At 38.1% G+C, this 19,878-nt stretch carries 19 protein-coding genes and 1 tRNA gene; 8 read left to right on the top strand and 12 right to left on the bottom strand.

Annotated elements, in window-relative coordinates; all coding sequences use genetic code 11:
- Window positions 1-79: 79 nt before the first annotated feature.
- Window positions 80-958 carry a LysR family transcriptional regulator gene (locus VUI23_RS08180; RefSeq protein WP_342807740.1) on the bottom strand — a complete coding sequence of 293 codons (879 nt, stop codon included), beginning with the start codon at window positions 956-958 and terminating at the stop codon, window positions 80-82.
- Window positions 959-1,102: 144 nt separating this feature from the next.
- On the opposite strand from VUI23_RS08180, the gene VUI23_RS08175 reads away from it, so the two are divergent.
- The 5 genes from VUI23_RS08175 to VUI23_RS08155 all read left to right on the top strand — a co-directional run bounded on the left by VUI23_RS08175 (window position 1,103) and on the right by VUI23_RS08155 (window position 5,050).
- Window positions 1,103-1,825 carry an outer membrane beta-barrel protein gene (locus VUI23_RS08175; RefSeq protein ID WP_342807738.1) on the top strand — a complete coding sequence of 241 codons (723 nt, stop codon included), beginning with the start codon at window positions 1,103-1,105 and terminating at the stop codon, window positions 1,823-1,825.
- A gap of 13 nt (window positions 1,826-1,838) precedes the next feature.
- Window positions 1,839-2,189, top strand: coding sequence for a hypothetical protein (locus VUI23_RS08170; RefSeq protein ID WP_342807736.1), 351 nt, complete (start codon window positions 1,839-1,841; stop codon window positions 2,187-2,189).
- A gap of 524 nt (window positions 2,190-2,713) precedes the next feature.
- Entirely contained in the window at window positions 2,714-3,109 is a 396-nt protein-coding gene (locus VUI23_RS08165; protein ID WP_342807734.1) for a GreA/GreB family elongation factor, read from the top strand.
- Window positions 3,110-3,259: 150 nt separating this feature from the next.
- Window positions 3,260-3,700 (top strand): GreA/GreB family elongation factor, encoded by a 441-nt coding sequence (locus VUI23_RS08160; RefSeq protein WP_342807732.1) that lies wholly within the window; start codon window positions 3,260-3,262, stop codon window positions 3,698-3,700.
- Window positions 3,701-4,129: 429 nt separating this feature from the next.
- Complete coding sequence (locus VUI23_RS08155; protein WP_342807730.1) at window positions 4,130-5,050, top strand: LysR family transcriptional regulator; 921 nt, start codon at window positions 4,130-4,132, stop codon at window positions 5,048-5,050.
- A gap of 17 nt (window positions 5,051-5,067) precedes the next feature.
- Here VUI23_RS08155 and VUI23_RS08150 read toward each other — a convergent pair whose 3' ends face one another.
- Together VUI23_RS08150 and VUI23_RS08145 are read right to left on the bottom strand one after the other, a co-directional pair.
- Window positions 5,068-5,442, bottom strand: a complete 375-nt coding sequence (locus tag VUI23_RS08150; RefSeq protein ID WP_342807728.1) for a hypothetical protein — start codon at window positions 5,440-5,442, stop codon at window positions 5,068-5,070.
- 184 nt (window positions 5,443-5,626) lie between these two features.
- Window positions 5,627-6,499, bottom strand: a complete 873-nt coding sequence (locus tag VUI23_RS08145; RefSeq protein ID WP_342807726.1) for a DMT family transporter — start codon at window positions 6,497-6,499, stop codon at window positions 5,627-5,629.
- 970 nt (window positions 6,500-7,469) lie between these two features.
- Here VUI23_RS08145 and VUI23_RS08140 point away from each other — a divergent pair.
- Window positions 7,470-7,949: a hypothetical protein gene (locus tag VUI23_RS08140; protein WP_342807724.1), complete on the top strand. Its 480-nt coding sequence runs from the start codon at window positions 7,470-7,472 to the stop codon at window positions 7,947-7,949.
- A 385-nt stretch (window positions 7,950-8,334) separates the two neighbouring features.
- On the opposite strand, the gene VUI23_RS08135 is transcribed toward VUI23_RS08140, so the two are convergent.
- On the bottom strand, window positions 8,335-8,931 hold the full coding sequence (locus VUI23_RS08135) for a Fic family protein (protein ID WP_342807722.1): 597 nt from the start codon (window positions 8,929-8,931) through the stop codon (window positions 8,335-8,337).
- Window positions 8,921-9,079 carry a hypothetical protein gene (locus tag VUI23_RS08130; protein ID WP_216047382.1) on the bottom strand — a complete coding sequence of 53 codons (159 nt, stop codon included), beginning with the start codon at window positions 9,077-9,079 and terminating at the stop codon, window positions 8,921-8,923. The genes VUI23_RS08135 and VUI23_RS08130 overlap by 11 nt, the downstream gene beginning before the upstream one ends.
- 1,002 nt (window positions 9,080-10,081) lie before the next feature.
- Here VUI23_RS08130 and VUI23_RS08125 point away from each other — a divergent pair.
- Entirely contained in the window at window positions 10,082-11,035 is a 954-nt protein-coding gene (locus VUI23_RS08125; protein WP_342808263.1) for a transposase, read from the top strand.
- A gap of 688 nt (window positions 11,036-11,723) precedes the next feature.
- Here the strand turns inward: VUI23_RS08125 and VUI23_RS08120 are convergent.
- Together VUI23_RS08120 and VUI23_RS08115 are read right to left on the bottom strand one after the other, a co-directional pair.
- Window positions 11,724-12,311, bottom strand: a complete 588-nt coding sequence (locus VUI23_RS08120) for a hypothetical protein (RefSeq protein ID WP_342807720.1) — start codon at window positions 12,309-12,311, stop codon at window positions 11,724-11,726.
- Window positions 12,304-13,212, bottom strand: coding sequence for a hypothetical protein (locus VUI23_RS08115; RefSeq protein ID WP_342807718.1), 909 nt, complete (start codon window positions 13,210-13,212; stop codon window positions 12,304-12,306). The genes VUI23_RS08120 and VUI23_RS08115 overlap by 8 nt, the downstream gene beginning before the upstream one ends.
- 110 nt (window positions 13,213-13,322) lie before the next feature.
- On the opposite strand from VUI23_RS08115, the gene VUI23_RS08110 reads away from it, so the two are divergent.
- Window positions 13,323-14,276, top strand: a complete 954-nt coding sequence (locus VUI23_RS08110; protein WP_342808261.1) for a transposase — start codon at window positions 13,323-13,325, stop codon at window positions 14,274-14,276.
- A gap of 234 nt (window positions 14,277-14,510) precedes the next feature.
- Here the strand turns inward: VUI23_RS08110 and VUI23_RS08105 are convergent, their stop codons facing one another.
- The 5 genes from VUI23_RS08105 to VUI23_RS08085 all read right to left on the bottom strand — a co-directional run bounded on the left by VUI23_RS08105 (window position 14,511) and on the right by VUI23_RS08085 (window position 19,805).
- Entirely contained in the window at window positions 14,511-14,993 is a 483-nt protein-coding gene (locus tag VUI23_RS08105) for a hypothetical protein (protein ID WP_342807716.1), read from the bottom strand.
- 4 nt (window positions 14,994-14,997) lie between these two features.
- On the bottom strand, window positions 14,998-16,212 hold the full coding sequence (locus VUI23_RS08100; protein WP_342807714.1) for an RHS repeat-associated core domain-containing protein: 1,215 nt from the start codon (window positions 16,210-16,212) through the stop codon (window positions 14,998-15,000).
- Between the two features lie 166 nt (window positions 16,213-16,378).
- A tRNA-Met gene (locus VUI23_RS08095) sits at window positions 16,379-16,455 on the bottom strand.
- Between the two features lie 195 nt (window positions 16,456-16,650).
- On the bottom strand, window positions 16,651-16,953 hold the full coding sequence (locus tag VUI23_RS08090) for a 4a-hydroxytetrahydrobiopterin dehydratase (RefSeq protein WP_216049536.1): 303 nt from the start codon (window positions 16,951-16,953) through the stop codon (window positions 16,651-16,653).
- A 155-nt stretch (window positions 16,954-17,108) separates the two neighbouring features.
- Complete coding sequence (locus VUI23_RS08085; protein ID WP_342807712.1) at window positions 17,109-19,805, bottom strand: TonB-dependent receptor; 2,697 nt, start codon at window positions 19,803-19,805, stop codon at window positions 17,109-17,111.
- Window positions 19,806-19,878 lie beyond the last annotated feature (73 nt).

The following is a 19,878-nucleotide window of genomic DNA, read 5'->3' as shown; positions in this document are numbered from 1 at the left end:
GTTTCACTAGTTGAACGATAACGGCCTTATTTGTGCAACGAATTCTGTTTTTAATTTCGCTAGTATTATCCAAGCTTTACTAGCAATGCTCAGCTAAAAAGCGTACTAACAGTATTGTAAGGTTTTCCCGTCGCGATTTATTAGGCCAAACGGCATAATAGCCTAAAGGTTTAAGTTTCCATTCTGGCAGCACATGTATCAAATCACCTTTTTTAATATCCTCGGCTACAATATGCTCTGGCAAATAAGCTAAGCCTAAATGATTTTTGGCAAAGGTCGCCAAAGCCTCAGCACTGTTCACACTAAAACGATTATTTTCTGTGATGGAGACTTTTTCGCCAGTGGCTGATTCAAATTCTACAGAGCTAGTACGAATATCAAAACGTATCCAGTCCCAGCTTATTAAATCTGATGGGTGAGTTGGCGTTGCCCGAGTTGCCACATACTCTTTGCTAGCGACCAATAAACGTCTACCGTCATATAGTTTACGGGCTATCATAGTGCTATCTTGCAACCATCCCACTCGAATGCTCATATCAATCCCTTCATTCAAAATGTCGACTATGTGATCGGTGAACATCAAAGAAAGGGAGACTTTAGGGTATTGTTTAGCGAATTCGGCAATGGCAGTTGAAATCGTCGAAGAAGTGAGAAACGCTGGTAGAGATATCCGCAATGTCCCAATGTGCTGCTGTGAAAGTGCATTCAACTCGTTTAAACCTGCCTCTGCACTTTTTAACATTTCTAACGCATGAGCATAAAACTTGCTGCCTTCGTTAGTCAGTACAAGTTTGCGAGTTGATCTATATAACAGAGTCACGCCTAAGTATTTCTCCAGATCTGCCACGGTTTGACTGGTTCTTGACGGAGCCAAATTTAACGTTTTGGCTGCTCTACGAAAAGATCCTTCGTCTACCACTCTGGCAAAAACAGCCATGTGTCTTAAGTAATTAATCATTGTTCTGTTTTTAGGGATTATAAAATCTAATTATTGCACATATTCAATACAATCAGTAAGTACTAAGATCATCCTGAGTTCAACAAACAACGCTACAAAATGAAATGTTCATTCAAAGCGACCACAATCACTACAGGATAAAAGATGAAAAACATTAAAAGCACATTAGCCATTAGCATTGCAGTTGCATTGATAGCGCCATCGATAGCTCAAGCAGGGGGTTTTTATGGCACGGCCCAATTGGGTGCAAGTCAACAAATAAATGAGTCACAAGCTTACGGAAACAATATAGCAGTAGACGCAGACTTCCCTGCTGAATTTGATACAGGAAACGGCACAGTAGGCAACATAGGTATCGGTTACATAATCAACCAACAGTTTCGAGTTGAAGGACGTATTGGTTATCGAGAAAGTAGTTTCGACCAACAACGTTTTGGTACAGGGGCTCGCGAAGGTGAAGAATATATCTTGAATGGTGAAATCGAAAGCTTCACTTATACCATAGAAGCGTTTTACGACTTTGCTAACAGCACCCCTTTCACTCCCTATGTTAAAGCGGGTTTAGGAATAGCTGATAATAGTTATTCGGCTAAGCTAGGGGGCGCTGGCGTAGCCGCATTTGACCCATTTGATGGCACAACTGATGGTTTTTACGATGCTTACCCTGATGGCGAATCAACAGAGTTTTCTTGGAACCTAGGTTTGGGTGTTAATTACCAATTAACCGAATCAGCTCTAGTTTACACTGAATACCAGTACACCTCTTTAGGCCACGTCATGACGGGGCAAGATTCATTTACAGATGGTTTTATGATCGATGATTTAGCTACCAATGAACTATCAATCGGTGTTCGAATTAACTTTTAATTAGGAGAAAATAGTGAAATCAATCAATAAACTAATATTAAGTGTCGCTATGTTTGCCTCGCCAATATTTGCCATTGCCGAAGTGATTGAAGTAGCCAGTTTCACTCTGAATAACGATGTAACCTATCAAGAGTTTTCGGTAATTGATAAGAGAGTAGAGATAGAACATGTAAGTAAACAACCTGGCTTTATTTCGAGAAAAAAAGCCAAAGGTGAAAACGGTGAATGGTTAGTTCTGGTCCATTGGCAATCATTAAAAGATGCTGATGCTTCGATGAATAGTTTTATGCAATCGAAAGCAGCTAACACATTCATGTCAAAAATTGATACATCATCCATGATCATGAAACGTTACACTAAATAATTTGGATACTAAAATATCATTTGGGGTAAGGCTACATTGAGTAGTTCTGCGTTGAGCAAATTGCTGTTATTCAGGCTATAGTAATTAGAGCTATGGATTGTCTAGGAAAGCTGGAAAGTCAAAAAAAATTTTAGAATCTACGGGCGATATAATATAAAACCCCATTTAGATCTAAATTGAATATTTGTAGCAGTTCATACTCGATATACCACTTGAAATTGTAAATACTAAAAGTGCCCTATTGAATCCCCAAAAGCGCTTCTAAATACAAGATAAAGCTCATTAGACATAATTTGTTGCCCCCCTGTTTTATGGTCTTGCTTTTATATTTATACAGACTATCATCTCAAATCAATTTTGAGGAAATCATGTTAAATAATATCAGCAACAAAATTTTAAAGAGTTACGTACCCACCTTTCCAATCTAAGCCGAGTGTACCCCTACACTCGGCATATTTTCAGTGTCTATTAAATAATTTTATTGTTCGTTAAAAGTCAGCTCGGTTGGAGATTTAGTCGTGCTTATGCATTTTATCAGGTCATACAAAACCTTAATTTGTCGTTCAAATTCTAAGCTTCAGAAAACTGAATACAAAACACTCATGGATCCTATTCGATTGTGCTGGTTGTTGGGTCGCCTAGAGTTTTGTGCTAATCAAACCTCACGTTTAGAAAATAGAGTTCGTATTGGAAGCAACGTTATTTTGAAAAACCTTGCTACGGAAGAATCGTTAGAGTTACGAGTAGTAAATTTGGAAAATGCCAATTTGACTCAAGGTCTTGTACCTTTTACCTCAGCAATAGGCGCATCTTTGTTGGGGTTACGGTGTGGTGACGTGGCACAAGTAAATACCCCTTACGGGTCATTAAGGTGGCAAGTTTTATCTGTCAATAACTATTATGCGGATAAAAATGATTAGGAGTATCTCAATAGGGATATATCAGAGAAAACGGTGGAAAATTGCTTAAGAGCTAGTCCAACGCAGTAAAGGTTAAGTACTTTTTATTGATAGTTTAAGAATTCTATTTTTATCAAAATTTAACTTAAGATATTTGAAGAGATTTTGAAAATGCAACCGAATATTATTATTTCTAGAACTGATTTAGCAGCAGTTGAACACTTACTGGAGCGCACTAAACTTTCAGATGATTGTGCTCTCGCGATTGAGAATGAACTTGATCGAGCAATTATCGTTTCGCTTAATGAGCTGCCTAAAAATGTGGTCGCTCTTGGTTGTAAGGTTAGCTTTGAAATTTTAGACACGCAGAAAAGGTTTATTAAAACTTTATGTTTACCGACAGAAACGCATTTATTTGAAGACCCAATTTCTGTTCTTACCCCAATAGGAACTGCCTTACTAGGATTAACTAAAGGACAGTGTATTAAGTGGCAAACACAGAAGGGAATGAGGACAGTACAAGTCAATAAAATAAAGCATATATTGCCGGATATTTATGGGCAGCAGCGGCATATCAACGGGTTTCAAACCGTTCGTGCTGATTTCCAATAGGAGTGACAAAAGTGATACTATTTTAGCATTAGTTTGTTGTAAATTGATGAGTTTCAACGTGCCTTAGATTGGATATAGAAATCAATGGGGTAAATCGCTGCCCCATTGATTAAATACACTCGACTAGAATGTTTTTAATCATAAAGTACCACCCAACAAAGCTTGGTTTAAGCATCTGAAATTTCAGAAAAAATGGGCTTAATTTATATCACTGGAAGTATTACTATTGAGTGTTATGAGTAAAATACTGAATTGGCGGAGTAGTAAACAACAAGCAACAAACTAATATAAAGTTTAGCTAATGAAAATCGGGGGATTAAGTGCAACTTTGCATTAGTGTTAACATACAACTTTGCATTAGTTACAATATAATAATATATAATTATTAGTCTGTGTACCTAATGATATCCCCTTGCTCTACTGCTAACATTGAAAATAACTAAACCACAATTAAATATAATGATGGCAACTAATTATTCCCTCGATGATTTACGTTATTTTTGCTTAATAGTAAAATTAGGCAGTTTTAAAAAAGCATCAGAAACTCTTGCTCTATCATTATCGACCTTAAGTCGGAGAATACGTTTATTAGAGCAATCTCTACAGTTGACTCTACTTAATCGAGATTCTCATCGAGTGACGTTAACACACTCGGGGGAGTTATATTATGCGCGTTACTATAAGTTATTTGATGAACTTGACTGTATAAAACAAGAGTTATCTGAGGATAGACAACAAGCTAAAGGAAAAATTAAAATTTCCGCCCCTATCTATGTAGGCAAACACTTTTTAAGTACTATCTTCTGTGATTTTTTACAACAATATCCAGAAATTCAATTAGATTTACGTTTCTCAAATGAATTAATAGATATTGAAAAGCAAGGCATTGATATTGCTTTTAGAACAAGAAATCCATCCATCGATAATTGGGTTGTTAGGCAGCTTAAGCTTACCCATAATGTGTTATGTTGCCATGCAAATATATTTCCTCATTCCATTACCCATCCCGAGCAATTAGAAGATCAAGCAAAAGTGACGTGCATAGGCTTAGTTCCATGGCGATTAAAAAATAAAGTGACTAATGAGGAGTACAATTTTCAGCCTAAAAAACAAATTCGACTTGAGGTTAATGAAATTCATATGCTGAGATGTGCAGTAGAACTTGGTATCGGAATTAGCTATATGCCTGATTACTTAGCATTGCCATTAATTGAGTCAGGAAAATTTCAGCGTGTTCTTCCTGATTGGCAAAGTAAAGAGCAATCCTTTTCAATGCTCTACCGTGACCGGAAACATATTCCTTACCGCGTGAGACTACTTATAGAACATACATTGCAACACTTCTCTTAACGCGTTGCAGTGTATGATTAAAATGAGTTACATAAAAACAACGGGGGATGCTTCTGAGTTAAGAATGGCAACAATGCTCCAAGCTGCAATAGCATAATCACCAAATTGAATCGACCCGTTGCACCACCTGCAATATATAATTTAGTGTTATTGTCTGATGCCCTTTTTATTGCTCTGCTATATAAATCCTGATCTACAAATGCAGCCGTAGATAAAATAATAAAATGTGATCCTCCTCCTAATATTACGGTACAATCAACGACTGATTGAGGTGATGCGGCTTCTGCAACAAATTCAGGCTTTAAAGCCAAAAGGTCATGAATATCAGTACAGGGAATACAGTTAAAATACTCAGCAAATTTTTGAGTTGTAGTAGGATTTCTTCCTAACACAGCAATTAGCCCACATTCAGAAAGATCGCCATTTTTTTATTGATTCAGCGATAGTTTGACATCCTATCAGCGCTAATTTTTTTCATTTTTATGGCTCCTATTATTCGATAATTAAGCGCAATGCAAGGTAACGCGAGACCATGCATGTTTTTAATATGTGTAAACAAATTTGATGCAGTTACACTTAATAGCTAAACCTCAACACTATGACACCTAGAAAAGCAGCAGTTAATCCCCAAAGTTCCTGACGACTAAAAGACTCTTTTAAAACGATACGAGAATAAAGCAGAATAATTAAAATGTTCATTCCTGAAATTGCAGAAACTAACCCTGTATTACCTATTTCAAAAGCCGATATTATTGCCACCATGCCGGCGACATTTGTTAAACCAATAAGTAAACCACAGATAAATGTTTTTACTTCTGACCAATTAGGCAAAGGTATATTTTGATGACTACTCTCTCTTTTGCGTTTTACCAACCAACTTATTGCAAAAAGAAAACTACCAAGACCAAACATTGAGGTTAACGTGGCGAATATATCAGCACCAAGTAGTGTCGATTGTTTACCTAATAAATCATTAAATGCAAAGAATAGTGCCGCTAGCAATCCCCACTGTGCACCTTGCAGGTTATTTAATGAAATATCATTTGAATAGCGGATAATATAAAGACCAACAAAAATGATAGAGAAACCAAACAATTGTAAAGTTGTTAAGCTTTCTTGCCATAATAGAAAAGCAAATATAAGTACAAACAAAGGGGTTAAACCGGATAAAATGCTAATAAGAGAAGCCTTTCCAATAGAAAAACCTTTATGTAAGAAAGCATTCGCCGCAAAAGAACCTAAACCCAATGCAAAACCAACAGTAATATCTGCCCACCCATACCATTGTTGATCTAATAAAATGACACCTGTAAGGCTCGTTATAAAACCTATGAAAAAAACACCGAATAATAATAAATTACGATTTATTTCTTTCTGTGATGTCCATTGATACATTATTCCTCTAACACCAAAAAAAAACGTAGCAAGTAATGCAAAAACTATCCACATAACGAAATGTTCCCCTTAAGAATTGAAATGAAATAGTTTTTCTAAGTATCGCTTGCGCCATACTTGATTGGGAAAACTAAAAAAAGAGCTTATTAACAAGCATTAAAGATAAGTATATTGACTTCATAAATAATATATATAAGCAATGATGAGATGTTAGATCCCATAAATGAAACCTAGGTGTGACATTTAAATTAATGAGTTAACACAGAAAGCTTACCGCCTGTGTAACATACATAAATCACAGTAAGGCCTAGGTTAACCAAATTTTTCTGACTCAAAAGTAATGTATAATTATCAAACCAATGCCATCTAATCATGAAAATCGATAATTGTGCATAGAGTTTAATTTTTAAGCTTGAAGTTAATATTTAAACTGTTAGATTAACCCTATGAAAATATTTATAGCTGCACCAAATTATATCACTTTCTTAGGGAGCTTTGCCCTAAAGTTCCAGTCTTAAAGGGGCGCTGTCGCGCCCAGGTATCTACATAGATACATAAATTCAATTTCATAAATTATAACCCTAAAAATATTTCGTCGATTGATTGAAATAGTCTTTAGCGTTTTTAAATTTTATGTCGCTTTTTCACGTTAGTTATTCATTAAACATTAATATGGGAGGTGCGTGTCTATTGAGCTTTTAATTTATTAATTTTGCAAACTACAAGTACAACTTTGATTTATTAATAGGAGATAAAATGTCTAGAAATGAAAAGAAAGAACCAAAATTATCGTTAAAAGAAAAGCGAAAATTGAAAAAAGAAGCGGCCGCTGAGGGCGTTTTTAAACCACGTAAAAGAAAAGGTAAATAGATTAAATAAATTTACCTAAAATATAGTTAATTGAGGATGCTCGAAGCTTAATTTTCTTCTGTTTACAATGAGAGTTACGTCAAATTAAATTAAGACAAGGTTTTGGGTATCCTCGAATTTCTATTCGAGGATTTTACATTGAACCAATAAATCGATGCGAGAGTTAATTAGAGACAGTCAAAATCCCTCAATTAACAGTAAAAGTGTTGTCGCTAAGCTAGAAGCAGAAAAAGTAAACCTAATTAACTCTATTAAAGCCGGCATAGATCCCAAGTTAGTTGCAGATTCATTGGCAGAGGTCTCGGTCAGGTTAGAAGAAGCCAAACTCAAGCAAGTTGCGCCCTCATTAAAGGAAGTTAATAACAACAGTATAGCGGATAAATTTCGACGCTATATTGATGAGCTTACTACTGATGATTTGTCAAACGAGGCTAAAATTGCAATACGCTCTTTGGTGGAAAAGCTAGAGTTAAAGGCTAATGGTGACGTTGATTTGGTGCTAAACCCTTTTGGCTTAGCAAAAAAAAGACCCGCTATAAATAGCGAGTCTATTCGTATGGTTGCGGGAGCGTGCAACACTAGGAATATACCGTTCATTATTGAGAACATTATCGAACGACAGCAAAAAACATGATTCAAAATTAGTTTAGAACTATTGGTCAAGACTGTAACTATTTTTAGCGTAATTGGTGAACAGATAGACACGTTAAATTGCTACAAACGAAAACGTCGGTAAAAGAATTCATTAGGCTAACGTTTCCTCTAAAGTCACTTTTTAATTTCAATTGTTTCATTGCACAATGAGATATACCTCCCCCTGTACTAAACTCACCTCAATAACTCTCATTTTCCAGAAACCGGTGATTGTGTAGGTATTTAGTTAAACTACGAGCACATTAAAATATTTTGTTGACCTTTAATCATGATTTTTTACCCAATCGCAACTACTTGAAAAGATGCCTGCCCATGTATTTATTTATGTATTTCTTCACAACATGATTGCCAGTTTTTTAATCTCTTCATTCCAGCTCTGAAATGGCTTGAGTGAATATCACCTTGAGCAGTTCTAGGTTCAGATGCACACCAGCAATGTTAGCGTCAATCCAATCTTTCTGAGAAATCTTTGGCCACGTTACATGGAAGCCGAGAGTAAACAACAGCTCCTCGAAAAAGAAGCGCAGAACTCTGCCATTCCCTTCACGAAATGGGTGAAGTAAATTTAACTCACAAAACAAATCTGCGACCTTTTCAACGAGGTCTTCATTGTCCTGATAATCAGCTAACGCAGGAATCGTTTTAAATAATTTAATAGCTTCAGGCTCAATGCGTGTCCAAGTACAAAAACGCGTGTCACCTTTGGAAATATCAACATCTCTTGGCTTACCCGCCCACGCATATAAATCTTGGAACATGTGGTGATGAAGGTACTTTAAATGTTCGAATGAAAAATCAGCAAGTGATTGTTTGGTGGGTTCGTAGGTTCGATACCGTTCAGCGGTAAATTCAGCTTCAGCTTCTTCAAGCTTTTCTGAATCCCTAATATCAAGAAGGTTAATTAAAACGTCAGAGCCGGGGTAGCAATATTTATCATAGGCTACCCCGTATTTATCTCGCATATTTGCGTTTTAACTCTGAAATGCTTTTGCCTTCACTGCTCTTTTTCAGTGACAAACCCTCATAGCTTAAACTGACCTTAAAGTTATCCATATTAGGCGTAAACTTGGTCTTGCGGTCATTGCTAGTTTTAGAAACTGTGGTAGCCATAAAGCCTCCTGTATTTCTGTTAATTTTACCTTAACAAGCGCTAAATTGCCATTCAGCTTAAATACGTGAGCAATGTGGCTACTCCGCTAGAAACTCATGAATGCATAGGTATTTACCTAGATTAAGAACGCATTAATATTTTTTATCAGCCTAGAGTAAAAATTATAGGCCTCAATTTTCACTACCTTAAAATATGCCTGTCCATGTATTACATTCATCACAAAACATTTTCTGCACGTAAAGCGATTTTAATAAAAGAAATCAGGCGGCAAGATGATTCACTCAAGTTTGAGTGAGCCAAAAAAGCTTTAGAGAACTGCATTGCTATTCCAAGTTAATTTAATGTCATTAGAGTGAAGGCGTATCTCCGCGAAAATCGCAAGCTGATTCAAATACTGATTCGCAACTGATGTTATACGTGACGCCAAATAAAAGCTCTTCTATACTAAACGCGTCTTGGTTCACTTTGTTAACCTCTAATGTAAATGAATAGTTCTCGCCTGGCTTGAGAAGGAAATGGTGATCTTCTATTACTAAAGTGTTGTCCAGCGTTCCGATTGATGCCCTGCCGTCATCAAAAATTCTCTTGTAATTTAGAACGCCATCATAAGACACTGTTAATTTATCAATAAGAGCAGTTCCTAATCCAATATTTTGAAGCGTAAGCTATATTGTGCCTGAACTGTCAAGGGTTCGTGCGTTTTGCAGCAACCCAACAATTACAGGAGTTTCAAGCCTCCGTTTGTCCTTAAATTCAATGTATCCAAACAAGCCTGTCGTAATCAAAACGCAGGCGGCTATTATTAGTGAAGATATTTCCAAGATAAGTGCGGTTCGTTTTTCCATATTGATAAAACTCCGATTTCAAATTTAAGGTAAATAATTACTTTAGTACTGAGAAACGAATAAATAGAAACAATAATAAATAGGACAGCCACAAACTAGACTACCAGGAAAACCAAATAAACTATGCTTTAGTATGCTAAATTCAAGGAGTGAATGATGCCACTGGCTAGGAAACGACAAATTTGCCTTGCAGATACCCCTTATTATCACTGTGTATCTCGCTGTGTTCGGCGTGCCTTTTTGTGTGGTGAAGATAAACTAACGGGGAAAAGCTATGAGCATCGCCGTCAGTGGGTAGAAGACAGGTTGTTGTTTTTAACAACCGTATTTGCCATCGAAGTCTGTGCCTATGCGGTGATGAGCAATCACACCCATGTGGTGTTACATGTGAATTCAGCCAAAGTAAAAAACTGGTCGGGTAAAGAAATTGCGCAGCGCTGGCACAAGCTTCACAAAGGCACCTTGCTTTCACAAAAGCTAACCTCAAAAGAAGCTCCGGTGTTCACCGAAGCTGAGCTCATCACACTGCAATCCACCTTGGCAGTCTATCGAAGTAGATTAACCGATATTAGCTGGTTCATGCGCGAATTAAATGAGCCTATTGCTAGACAAGCCAACCAAGAAGATAACTGTACAGGTCACTTTTGGGAAGGACGATTCAAATCACAAGCACTCTTAGATGAGCATGCCTTAACGGCCTGTATGGTGTATGTGGATTTAAACCCCATACGCGCCAAAATGGCTAGCACACCCGAATCCTCCAAACATACCAGTGTAAGACGCCGTATTCACGATTTTAAAAAAGGCTATCAACCATCGACTTTACTGCCTTTTGTTGGCAATCCAATACAGCCACAACCGCCAGGGTTAATGTTCGATTTGATTGACTATCTCAAATTGGTTGACTTATCCGGTCGCATCATTGTTCCTAACAAGCGAGGGGCAATTGATATGAATGATTCCCCCATATTGCAGCGCTTAGGATCGGATGAACAGATGTGGCAAGATATGTTTTTAACCTTTGAAACCACCTTTAGCGTGGCTGCTGGGCAATCAGGCACCCTAAAACGGTACAAGCGAAAGCGGCGGCAAAAGAGCTCTATCTGCTAACGCCGCAAACCAATAATTTATCACTCCACCTGTTTATTACACCAATAGACAAGGCCCCCCTTGCGCTAAATTCACCTCAATGACGATGAATCGTCACATATGAATGAATTCTAGAAGTATTTACCAACAATGGAAGACCACTAACACCCTTTCATTATCTTCAACAAAAATTATAGGCCATTATCACCACAATTTTAAAAGATGCCTGTCCATGTAATCCATAACCAATAACTGAAGACTACTAACACCCCTGTGTTATCTTCAACAAAAATTATAAACCACTATCACCACAGCCTTAAAAGATGCCTGTCCATTTAATTCATTCAGTGACAAACCCTCACATTCAGTGACAAACCCTCATAGCTTAAACTGACCTTAAAGTTATCCATATTAGGCGTAAACTTGGTCTTGCGGTCATTGCTAGTTTTAGCAACTGTGATAGCCATAAAGCCTCCTGTATTTCTGTTAACTTTACCTTAACAAGCGCTAAATTGCCATTCAGCTTAATTACGGGAGCAATGTGGTTACCCCGCTAGAAACTCATGAATGCATAGGTATTTACCTAGATTAAGAACGCATTAATATTTTTTATCAGCCTAGAGTAAAAATTATAGACCTCAATTTTCACTACCTTAAAATATGCCTGTCCATGTATTATGTCCATGTGTTACATTTTTATATTCCACAATCAATTTGGCAGGTTATTAACTACCCATAAAATCTTATCAGCCTCATAACTATACGTCACTGCTAGAACTTTCTCTTCAATAATTCCGGTAAAAAAGATTTCCTCAATATAACTGCTCGAATTTCTTTTATCAGTTCCAACGAGAGCGATATAAGACAGTTCCTCGTTCAGAATATAGAATATCGGCTCATCCTTATCAAAAGAGGCTAACAGGTCATAAGAGTCATCTTCGAAACTGAGAATGGGAATTGTGTACGGTGGAAACTTGGTTTGTTTTTTCGCATTATCTATTAATTCAGCCTCTCCCTTTCCAAGAGTATAAATAGACATGTAGTGCTGGTTTTTCTCCCACAAAAACATCATCATTTTGCTCGCTCCAGCACTAATTGATGAAGGTGTTCCTTTAAATATAGGTAGAGAAACTGCTGGATAGTTAGAGTACGAAATATCAATTAATGTTAATTCTAAACTCAGATCATCAATCGGTACTCCCACCTGAACATACTTTTCTATTTCGGTCGCAAGTGAATGCCTAAAGATGTTAACAATGATGATTATAGCTATAAAAATCTTATTTATATTATTCACTTAATGTCTCCAAAGTATCATACAAACGATCAAAGTTATCGTAACGATCCAACACTCTATTAACTTTTGATGGTAAAGAATTTTTAATTCTTCGCATTGCTGGATCACTATAAATAAGTTGCATAGCGTTTGTAACTGATTCACCTGCAAAAATAGCTTGCTTACTCATAACTTTGTACCTATATACACGTTCTATATGCCACCGAGCCCGTTGGTTAGCTTTTGAGTCTAACCCAGTATAAAAATTCTTAACAGAAGCATCAATCAAATACCCGAACATAATAAGTTGGTCTTTATTCATTCCTTCGATCGCTGAATTAAAAGCAACTTTATCCTCAATCAGTTGCCCCATTTGTCTTATGTTAATAACCAGATTGATCAAACTTCCAAAGTCGCTTTTCGATAATTTGTATTCTTTCATAAACATTTCTTGTGCTTTAGTTAAGTCTTCACTTTTAGAACCAATAATGCCCGAACCATTGCTGGCAGACATCTCACTTACATTTACTTTATTGCCAGACCTATCCCTGTAATTGGAAGGCTCTTGCTTCCCAATATTCTTAGTTACCTCACCTGAATCAGAATTTAATCCTTTAACTGTGCCATTTTCTGCCCCACTAGCTACGCCAGCTTTGACAATACTTTTGACCTTATATTCAACTCCTTCGGCTGTTATAAATACATTTCCATTAGAATCTACTTCTAGTTTCTCAAATATTTTATCTGATATATCTTCAGCCTTCTGAATATCCGTTTGGGTATATTGTTCGGTAGTCGCGTTTGCACTTTCCCCGATATACCCAGTCGGATCCGTCCCCGCCATCGGATTATTCATAATATACGAATAAGGGTTAATACTCTGGCTGCTTTCAGGCATTTGAATGAAGGGGTCTACCGACATAAAGCGGCCAAGGTTATAAATAAATATAAATAAATAGGACAGCCACAAACTAGACTACCAGGAAAACCAAATAAACTATGCTTTAGTATGCTAAATTCAAGGAGTGAATGATGCCACTGGCTAGGAAACGACAAATTTGCCTTGCAGATACCCCTTATTATCACTGTGTATCTCGCTGTGTTCGGCGTGCCTTTTTGTGTGGTGAAGATAAACTAACGGGGAAAAGCTATGAGCATCGCCGTCAGTGGGTAGAAGACAGGTTGTTGTTTTTAACAACCGTATTTGCCATCGAAGTCTGTGCCTATGCGGTGATGAGCAATCACACCCATGTGGTGTTACATGTGAATTCAGCCAAAGTAAAAAACTGGTCGGGTAAAGAAATTGCGCAGCGCTGGCACAAGCTTCACAAAGGCACCTTGCTTTCACAAAAGCTAACCTCAAAAGAAGCTCCGGTGTTCACCGAAGCTGAGCTCATCACACTGCAATCCACCTTGGCAGTCTATCGAAGTAGATTAACCGATATTAGCTGGTTCATGCGCGAATTAAATGAGCCTATTGCTAGACAAGCCAACCAAGAAGATAACTGTACAGGTCACTTTTGGGAAGGACGATTCAAATCACAGGCACTGTTAGATGAGCATGCATTAGCAGCTTGTATGGTTTACGTGGATTTAAACCCGATACGAGCAAAAATGGCAACAACCCCAGAGTCTTCTAATCACACCAGTATTCAACGTCGTATTCACGATTTCAAAAAAGGGTATCAGCCATCTACTTTAATGCCCTTTGTTGGTAATCCACGCCATCCACAACCGCAAGGATTAACATTCGATTTAATCGAATACCTGAAATTGGTTGACCTATCCGGTCGCATCATTGTTCCTAACAAACGAGGGGCAATTGATATGAGTGAATCGCCCATATTGCAGCGCTTAGGATTGGATGAACACATGTGGCAGGATATGTTTCTAACGTTTGAAACTAATTTTAGTGTGGCTGCTGGACAAACAGACACTTTAAAGCGCTACAAGCGAAAACGGCGGCAAAAGAGTTCTATCGGCTAACGCCGCAAACCAATAATTTATCACTCCACCTGTTTATTAAACCAATGGCAATCGCCCTTGCGCTAAATTCACTTAAATGGCGATAAATCGCCACAAATAAATAATTTCCAGATGTATTTACCAATAACTGAAGACCACTTACACCCCTGCATTATCTTCAACAAAAATTATAGGCCACTATCACCACAGCCTTAAAAGATGCCTGTCCATATATTTTATATTCACTATTACTTCTCAATCTCCACTTAGAAAATAAGTTGCTAATTTGTTTTCTACTTCTTCATCCAAGGTGAAATATTCTATTGCTATCGGATTAGTCATACTTACCTTAAACCCAGCCCCACCATCAATAAACGTTTGAACACAATAGCCTTCAGATGATTTCCCTGCAATAAATTTCGATGGAACCCCTGCGTTTTCCATCATATGCGAAAAGTGAAATGTCTCTTTATTAAAATCGGCCGCCAACAAAAAAACTCCTTTTCCTCCAGTTTCAAATTCATATTCTATTGAAAGTAAATTAAACAGAATACTATTGACAGTAACTCTTCCATATCTACTGTCAAAGTCTTCATATGCCAATTCGAATTGACTCACCTTCTGAAGGTCATCTTTAAAAACGTTGAATGCATCAACAAAATTAACTTTCTCTTTACAACTCGCATTCGTAAGGAGACTCATAAAACATAGAGTTATTGCAATTATATATTGTTTCATGTTTTCACCCTATTTTTTTCATTGGGTCTTTTCCTGTGGCTAAATATGCAGCACCAAATGCCTTTCTACGCCCATATACTAATACAGGAACATTGCTAGTAACTTTATATAGATGATTATATTTATACGCATTACCTTCAATAGTAATTCTTCTTGCATTAGGAGCTGCCGATATTAAAATCATGGCTGCTCCATTACCTTTTATAGGAAGTGGAGGTTCTACAAATTCTGAAATGTTCTTTGATAGCCCGCCATCAGTGCCTTGCGGGACGTTATAGTTTGCATTACCATGTCTAAACGTTCCATCATTGTTCATATAAATAACGATACCATATTCTGTTGAAGGGTTCGCTTTCCTCATCAAGTCAGCTGTGTTGTTTAATACTTGTCTTGCTGAATTATATACTTTATAAAATTCGTCATTGTCCAAAAGTGGGTGGTCAGACTCTTGATTGTTAAAATCTTCAGACAATTGTGAGCCTGCTGGATCTAACTCTCCCCCCGCATTAGTCACATATCTATTCGGCTTAACTTTCATATAATCATCACTTGATTGACGGTTGCTATTCGTTTTACCTATTTTATCAGTATTTCCCCCTGTTCCAGAATCAGAATTTAATCCTCTACCTGTGCCATTTTCAGCACCAGCAGTGACGCCAGCTTTGACAATACTTTTGACCTTATATTCAACTCCTTCGGCAGTGATAAATACATTTCCATTAGAATCTACTTCTAGTTTCTCAAATATTTTATCTGATATATCTTCAGCCTTCTGAGTATCAGTTTGGGTATATTGCTCGGTAGTCGCGTTTGCACTTTCCCCGATATACCCCGTAGGATCTGTCCCTGCCATCGGATTATTCATAATATACGAATAGGGATTGATACTCTGGCTGCTTTCCGGCATCTGGATGAAGGGGTCTACCGACATAAAGCGGCCGAGGTTATAATCGTACACTCGACCGTTCATATGAATAAGCTGCTGTTCGACTAACTGTTCGTGTCCGGTATATCCGCGATATTGGCCGTCCCATGAGCTTAAAGAATCCAAGATAGAGCCGGTTCCGGCATCGATGGGTTTTCCAAATATTCCATGGGCGCGATAGCGCAGAACGACCGGTGAACTGGTTCTGCCTTTTAACAAGGTGCTGGGGCTGCCCAATCTGTCAACTAAGCTGTGTACCACACCTGCTGGATAAAGTCGTAAGTTAATGGGCACAACATTGCTGCAAGTTAGGAAAGTGGATTAAATCACAACGCTTAAATTGAAGTACCAGTGGTGTTGGTTTGAAGTTATTTGTTTAAAACGAATTAGTGGCAGGCATATATTTTGATATTCAAATAACACAAACAAAAAAGGCCTCGAATAATCGAGGCCTTGAATGTGGTTGCGGGAGCAGGATTTGAACCTACGACCTTCGGGTTATGAGCCCGACGAGCTACCAGACTGCTCCATCCCGCGCTTGAAACTGGTTTGATTGGGTAGTTGTTTTGTTTCTCTTCCCTCTCAAGTGGTGCGTATTATACATAGCCATTTACGCTGTGCAAGCAAGATATGCAAAAAATGCAATAAAACTTTAATATTTCAGACCGTTCGGTCAAAAATAACACAAAAGGCTTGATTTACGTACGATTTGACCACTATTGCTGATAAAAATTAATTAAATAAATCCATTTTTTCTGCAAGTTTAAAATCTAATTCACTGATCCCACCCACATCATGGGTGGTTAATTCAACATCTACCTTGTTATAGACATTGAACCATTCAGGGTGATGATTTAATTTTTCAGCCCAAATCGCAACTTGAGACATCCAACCAAACGCACGAATAAAACTTTTAAACTTAAAAGTCTTGATTAGTTTAGTACCATTTACTTGCCACTTTTGTTCTTCACTTTTACCTTCATTGATATCTAAAAGTGCATCTATGATTTGTTGTTGTGTATATTTTTCAGCCATGACCAAGTGTCCTTATTAAAAACGAGCTACCAGTGTTGAAAAAAACCGCAAAGATTAAAAGGGTTTAGTGAAAAAAGTATCGAGATTTTTTGGAAGGGGTTATTTACAAAAAATCCCCGAACTAGGTCGGGGATTTTAAATAAACATATTTAAGCTTAGAACTCGATTGCTAATCTAGCGTAAATTTGTCGACCACGTGGATCATGTACTTTGGAGTCAAAACCACTGTTTGTGAACAATTGAGGAGGCTCTTCGTCCATCAAGTTAATACCACCAATAGATAGTACATAACTCATGTCAGACTCTAACATTGTTCCCAAATCAAGATTGTATTGAGCATCAACCGTTACGTGACTGTCTACTTCGTAAAAACTATTAGTCGCACATACACCGCCAGTTGCTAAGGTGCCATCGCTACAGTTTTGATCATCATCATAGCCGCTGATGTAACGAACAAATACGTTAGCTGCGTGAACGCCTGTATTCCAATGTAATCCTAGATTCATACGTAATTCAGGTGAAGATACGCCAATATTATTAAAGTTACGTCTGCCTGCACCATCAATTTCACCAGCCTGGGGATCATTCAAGTCATACTTGGTAATAAAGGTTGCATTAATTGAAGGCGTAAAGGTACCCGCGTTTTCTGTTTCTATCTTGTAGCTACTGACAAAATCTAATCCAGAGGTCTTTAACGAGCTAGCGTTAACATAAGTATTATTAACTTGTAAAACAGGACCAGTTAAAGGGTCTCCGGCGCGAACAACGCGGTCAGGATTCGTAGGCTCAGCATTTAGTACCGCCTGAGCGTTCTCTTGAATAATTAGATTATCAAACTCGAAACTCCAATAATCTACCTCGATTGATAAGTCATCAATAGGTTCAAAAGAAACACCTAAGTTATAAGCAGTCGATTCTTCAGGCGTGAGATCTTCATTACCCGAAGTACGGACAGCTGCGAATGCCTGTGCTTCTTGCACCGGGTCGATCAACTGTTGTAAAGACGTCGCACCACCATTTCTTAAAAATACAGTTGGCGCTCTGAACGATGTTGATACAGATGCGCGTAACGACAAGGTCTCACTAGCCCGATAAGAAAAAGCTAGTTTTGGATCTAAAGTATCACCTATAGAACCGCCGTAATCTTCGTAACGCAAGGCTATTTGAATATCAAGATTTTCGCTAACGGGTAAAGCTAATTCGCCAAACACAGCCCACACATCTAAAGAGCCTTCAAAGTCAGGGTTACCAATTACAAACGTAAAACTGTCTTGGTTAGCCAAAGAATCATAATCTTGAGATAGTTTTTCTTCTCTATATTGCATTCCTAGCGCAACTCCAGCTGCACCACCTTCTAAATCAAATGCTTCGAATGAAGCAAAGCCTTCAAACACTTCTAAATCAGCTTTTGAATCAATCGATTCTTCACCGGTAAATGAATCAACCACATACTGAGAGTTAGGTGCTGTAGTGAAAGAATTAGCGAATGGATTAAAGTATTCACAGTCCCCTTCCCCTGGCGTTCCAGTAAGTGGATTACACTGACTTCCGCCTAACCCATTTAACGCTAAGTTAAACTCTGTATTTAACACATCAGGTACTTTAAATAGGAAGTCATTGACGGCGCGGGTATAACTCACTTCCCAGAAACCATTTTCTAACTCACCTTGCAAAGCAGTATTAAATCTAAAGGTATCTGATTCAGTTTGCGCGGGATCTCCATCGAAACCATTACCTTCGGCACGTCCAAAGAAAGCAACTGGCGCACCGAATGGGTTTTGCGGATGGTCAGCAGGTACGATAGGTGAAGTTAATATAGGGAAGCTTGGCGCTCCACCACGCTCGGCACGGTTTCTTGCGTAACCAAATTCGGTGGTCCACATAATTTCGTCCGTTAGCTGATAAGTACTTTGTGCATAAATATTAGTACGAGACTCATCTGCAACATATGAATAATAAGGACCAAAGTCGAATCCACATAAACCAATTTCAAGCCCAGGAATAGTTCCACTAGGAGCACGTAAATCAGGGTAGCCACCAAACTCTTCGCAACCATAGGGGTCAATAATAGGTAAGGTTCCTACCCCTGGAATGGTTAAAAAATACGAACCAGGGTTACCTAAAGCACTGGTATCATCTTGAGGACGACTAAGACGACGGTCGCTAATAAATAAAGGGGAACGATTGGTATAACTGACCGCAGCCATGATATTCCCTTTATCACCGTTAGCTCCCCACAAGCCTTGCATCACGTATTCTTTATTATCGCCATGAGCACCATCTTGGTAATCAAAGCTCATCATCGCGCCTTCATAATTGCGTTTAGTAATGAAGTTAACAACACCGGCTACAGCATCAGATCCGTAAAGCGCTGAGGCACCGTCCTTAACTACTTCCATTCGATTTATTGCTATCATCGGCACCAATGAACTGGTATCAACAAAGTTCAACCCTTCATTAGTTGGTTGAGAATTTACAACCTGACGACGATTATTCAGCAGTACCAATGTTGAAGCGACCCCAAGACCACGTAAATTGATATTAGAGGTACCTGCTGTTGCATTTTGGGTAAAAGCATCGGGATTATTTTCAGAGCCCGAGTTAATGGTGAGGGTTTGCGTAATATCTGCGATATTTTTAGCACCGATGGCGTCTATTGCTACGCTATCGATTACCGCTAAAGGTGATGGTGATTCAAAATTTTCGGAACGTCTTACAAAGCTTCCGGTGACCATTATTAGTTCTACTTCTTCATTAGCTTGTTGCTCCTGTGCAACAGCCACTTGAGGCATCGCTAAAAATTGCGTAGAGACTATTGCCGCTATCGCGCTAATACGAGTCTTGATTTTCATTGAGTGTCCCCTAAATCAATGTGAGCAGCAGCGGTCTAAGCAACATCTAATAGCAATGTGATAAAACCAACAC

Source organism: Alteromonas sp. M12 (assembly GCF_037478005.1).
Lineage (GTDB): Bacteria > Pseudomonadota > Gammaproteobacteria > Enterobacterales > Alteromonadaceae > Aliiglaciecola > Aliiglaciecola lipolytica_A.
Note: the sequence above shows the minus strand (reverse complement) of the source record. Positions and strands in the feature narration are given on the sequence as shown.

Excerpts from the sequence above, each read along its gene's own strand:
- VUI23_RS08180 (WP_342807740.1), bottom strand. The coding sequence starts at position 958 with ATGATTAATTACTTAAGACACATGGCTGTTTTTGCCAGAGTGGTAGAC.
- VUI23_RS08175 (WP_342807738.1), top strand. The coding sequence starts at position 1,103 with ATGAAAAACATTAAAAGCACATTAGCCATTAGCATTGCAGTTGCATTG.
- VUI23_RS08165 (WP_342807734.1), top strand. The coding sequence starts at position 2,714 with ATGCATTTTATCAGGTCATACAAAACCTTAATTTGTCGTTCAAATTCT.
- VUI23_RS08160 (WP_342807732.1), top strand. The coding sequence starts at position 3,260 with ATGCAACCGAATATTATTATTTCTAGAACTGATTTAGCAGCAGTTGAA.
- VUI23_RS08145 (WP_342807726.1), bottom strand. The coding sequence starts at position 6,499 with ATGTGGATAGTTTTTGCATTACTTGCTACGTTTTTTTTTGGTGTTAGA.
- VUI23_RS08140 (WP_342807724.1), top strand. The coding sequence starts at position 7,470 with ATGCGAGAGTTAATTAGAGACAGTCAAAATCCCTCAATTAACAGTAAA.
- VUI23_RS08135 (WP_342807722.1), bottom strand. The coding sequence starts at position 8,931 with ATGCGAGATAAATACGGGGTAGCCTATGATAAATATTGCTACCCCGGC.
- VUI23_RS08130 (WP_216047382.1), bottom strand. The coding sequence starts at position 9,079 with ATGGCTACCACAGTTTCTAAAACTAGCAATGACCGCAAGACCAAGTTT.
- VUI23_RS08125 (WP_342808263.1), top strand. The coding sequence starts at position 10,082 with ATGCCACTGGCTAGGAAACGACAAATTTGCCTTGCAGATACCCCTTAT.
- VUI23_RS08115 (WP_342807718.1), bottom strand. The coding sequence starts at position 13,212 with ATGTCGGTAGACCCCTTCATTCAAATGCCTGAAAGCAGCCAGAGTATT.
- VUI23_RS08110 (WP_342808261.1), top strand. The coding sequence starts at position 13,323 with ATGCCACTGGCTAGGAAACGACAAATTTGCCTTGCAGATACCCCTTAT.
- VUI23_RS08105 (WP_342807716.1), bottom strand. The coding sequence starts at position 14,993 with ATGAAACAATATATAATTGCAATAACTCTATGTTTTATGAGTCTCCTT.
- VUI23_RS08090 (WP_216049536.1), bottom strand. The coding sequence starts at position 16,953 with ATGGCTGAAAAATATACACAACAACAAATCATAGATGCACTTTTAGAT.
- VUI23_RS08085 (WP_342807712.1), bottom strand. The coding sequence starts at position 19,805 with ATGAAAATCAAGACTCGTATTAGCGCGATAGCGGCAATAGTCTCTACG.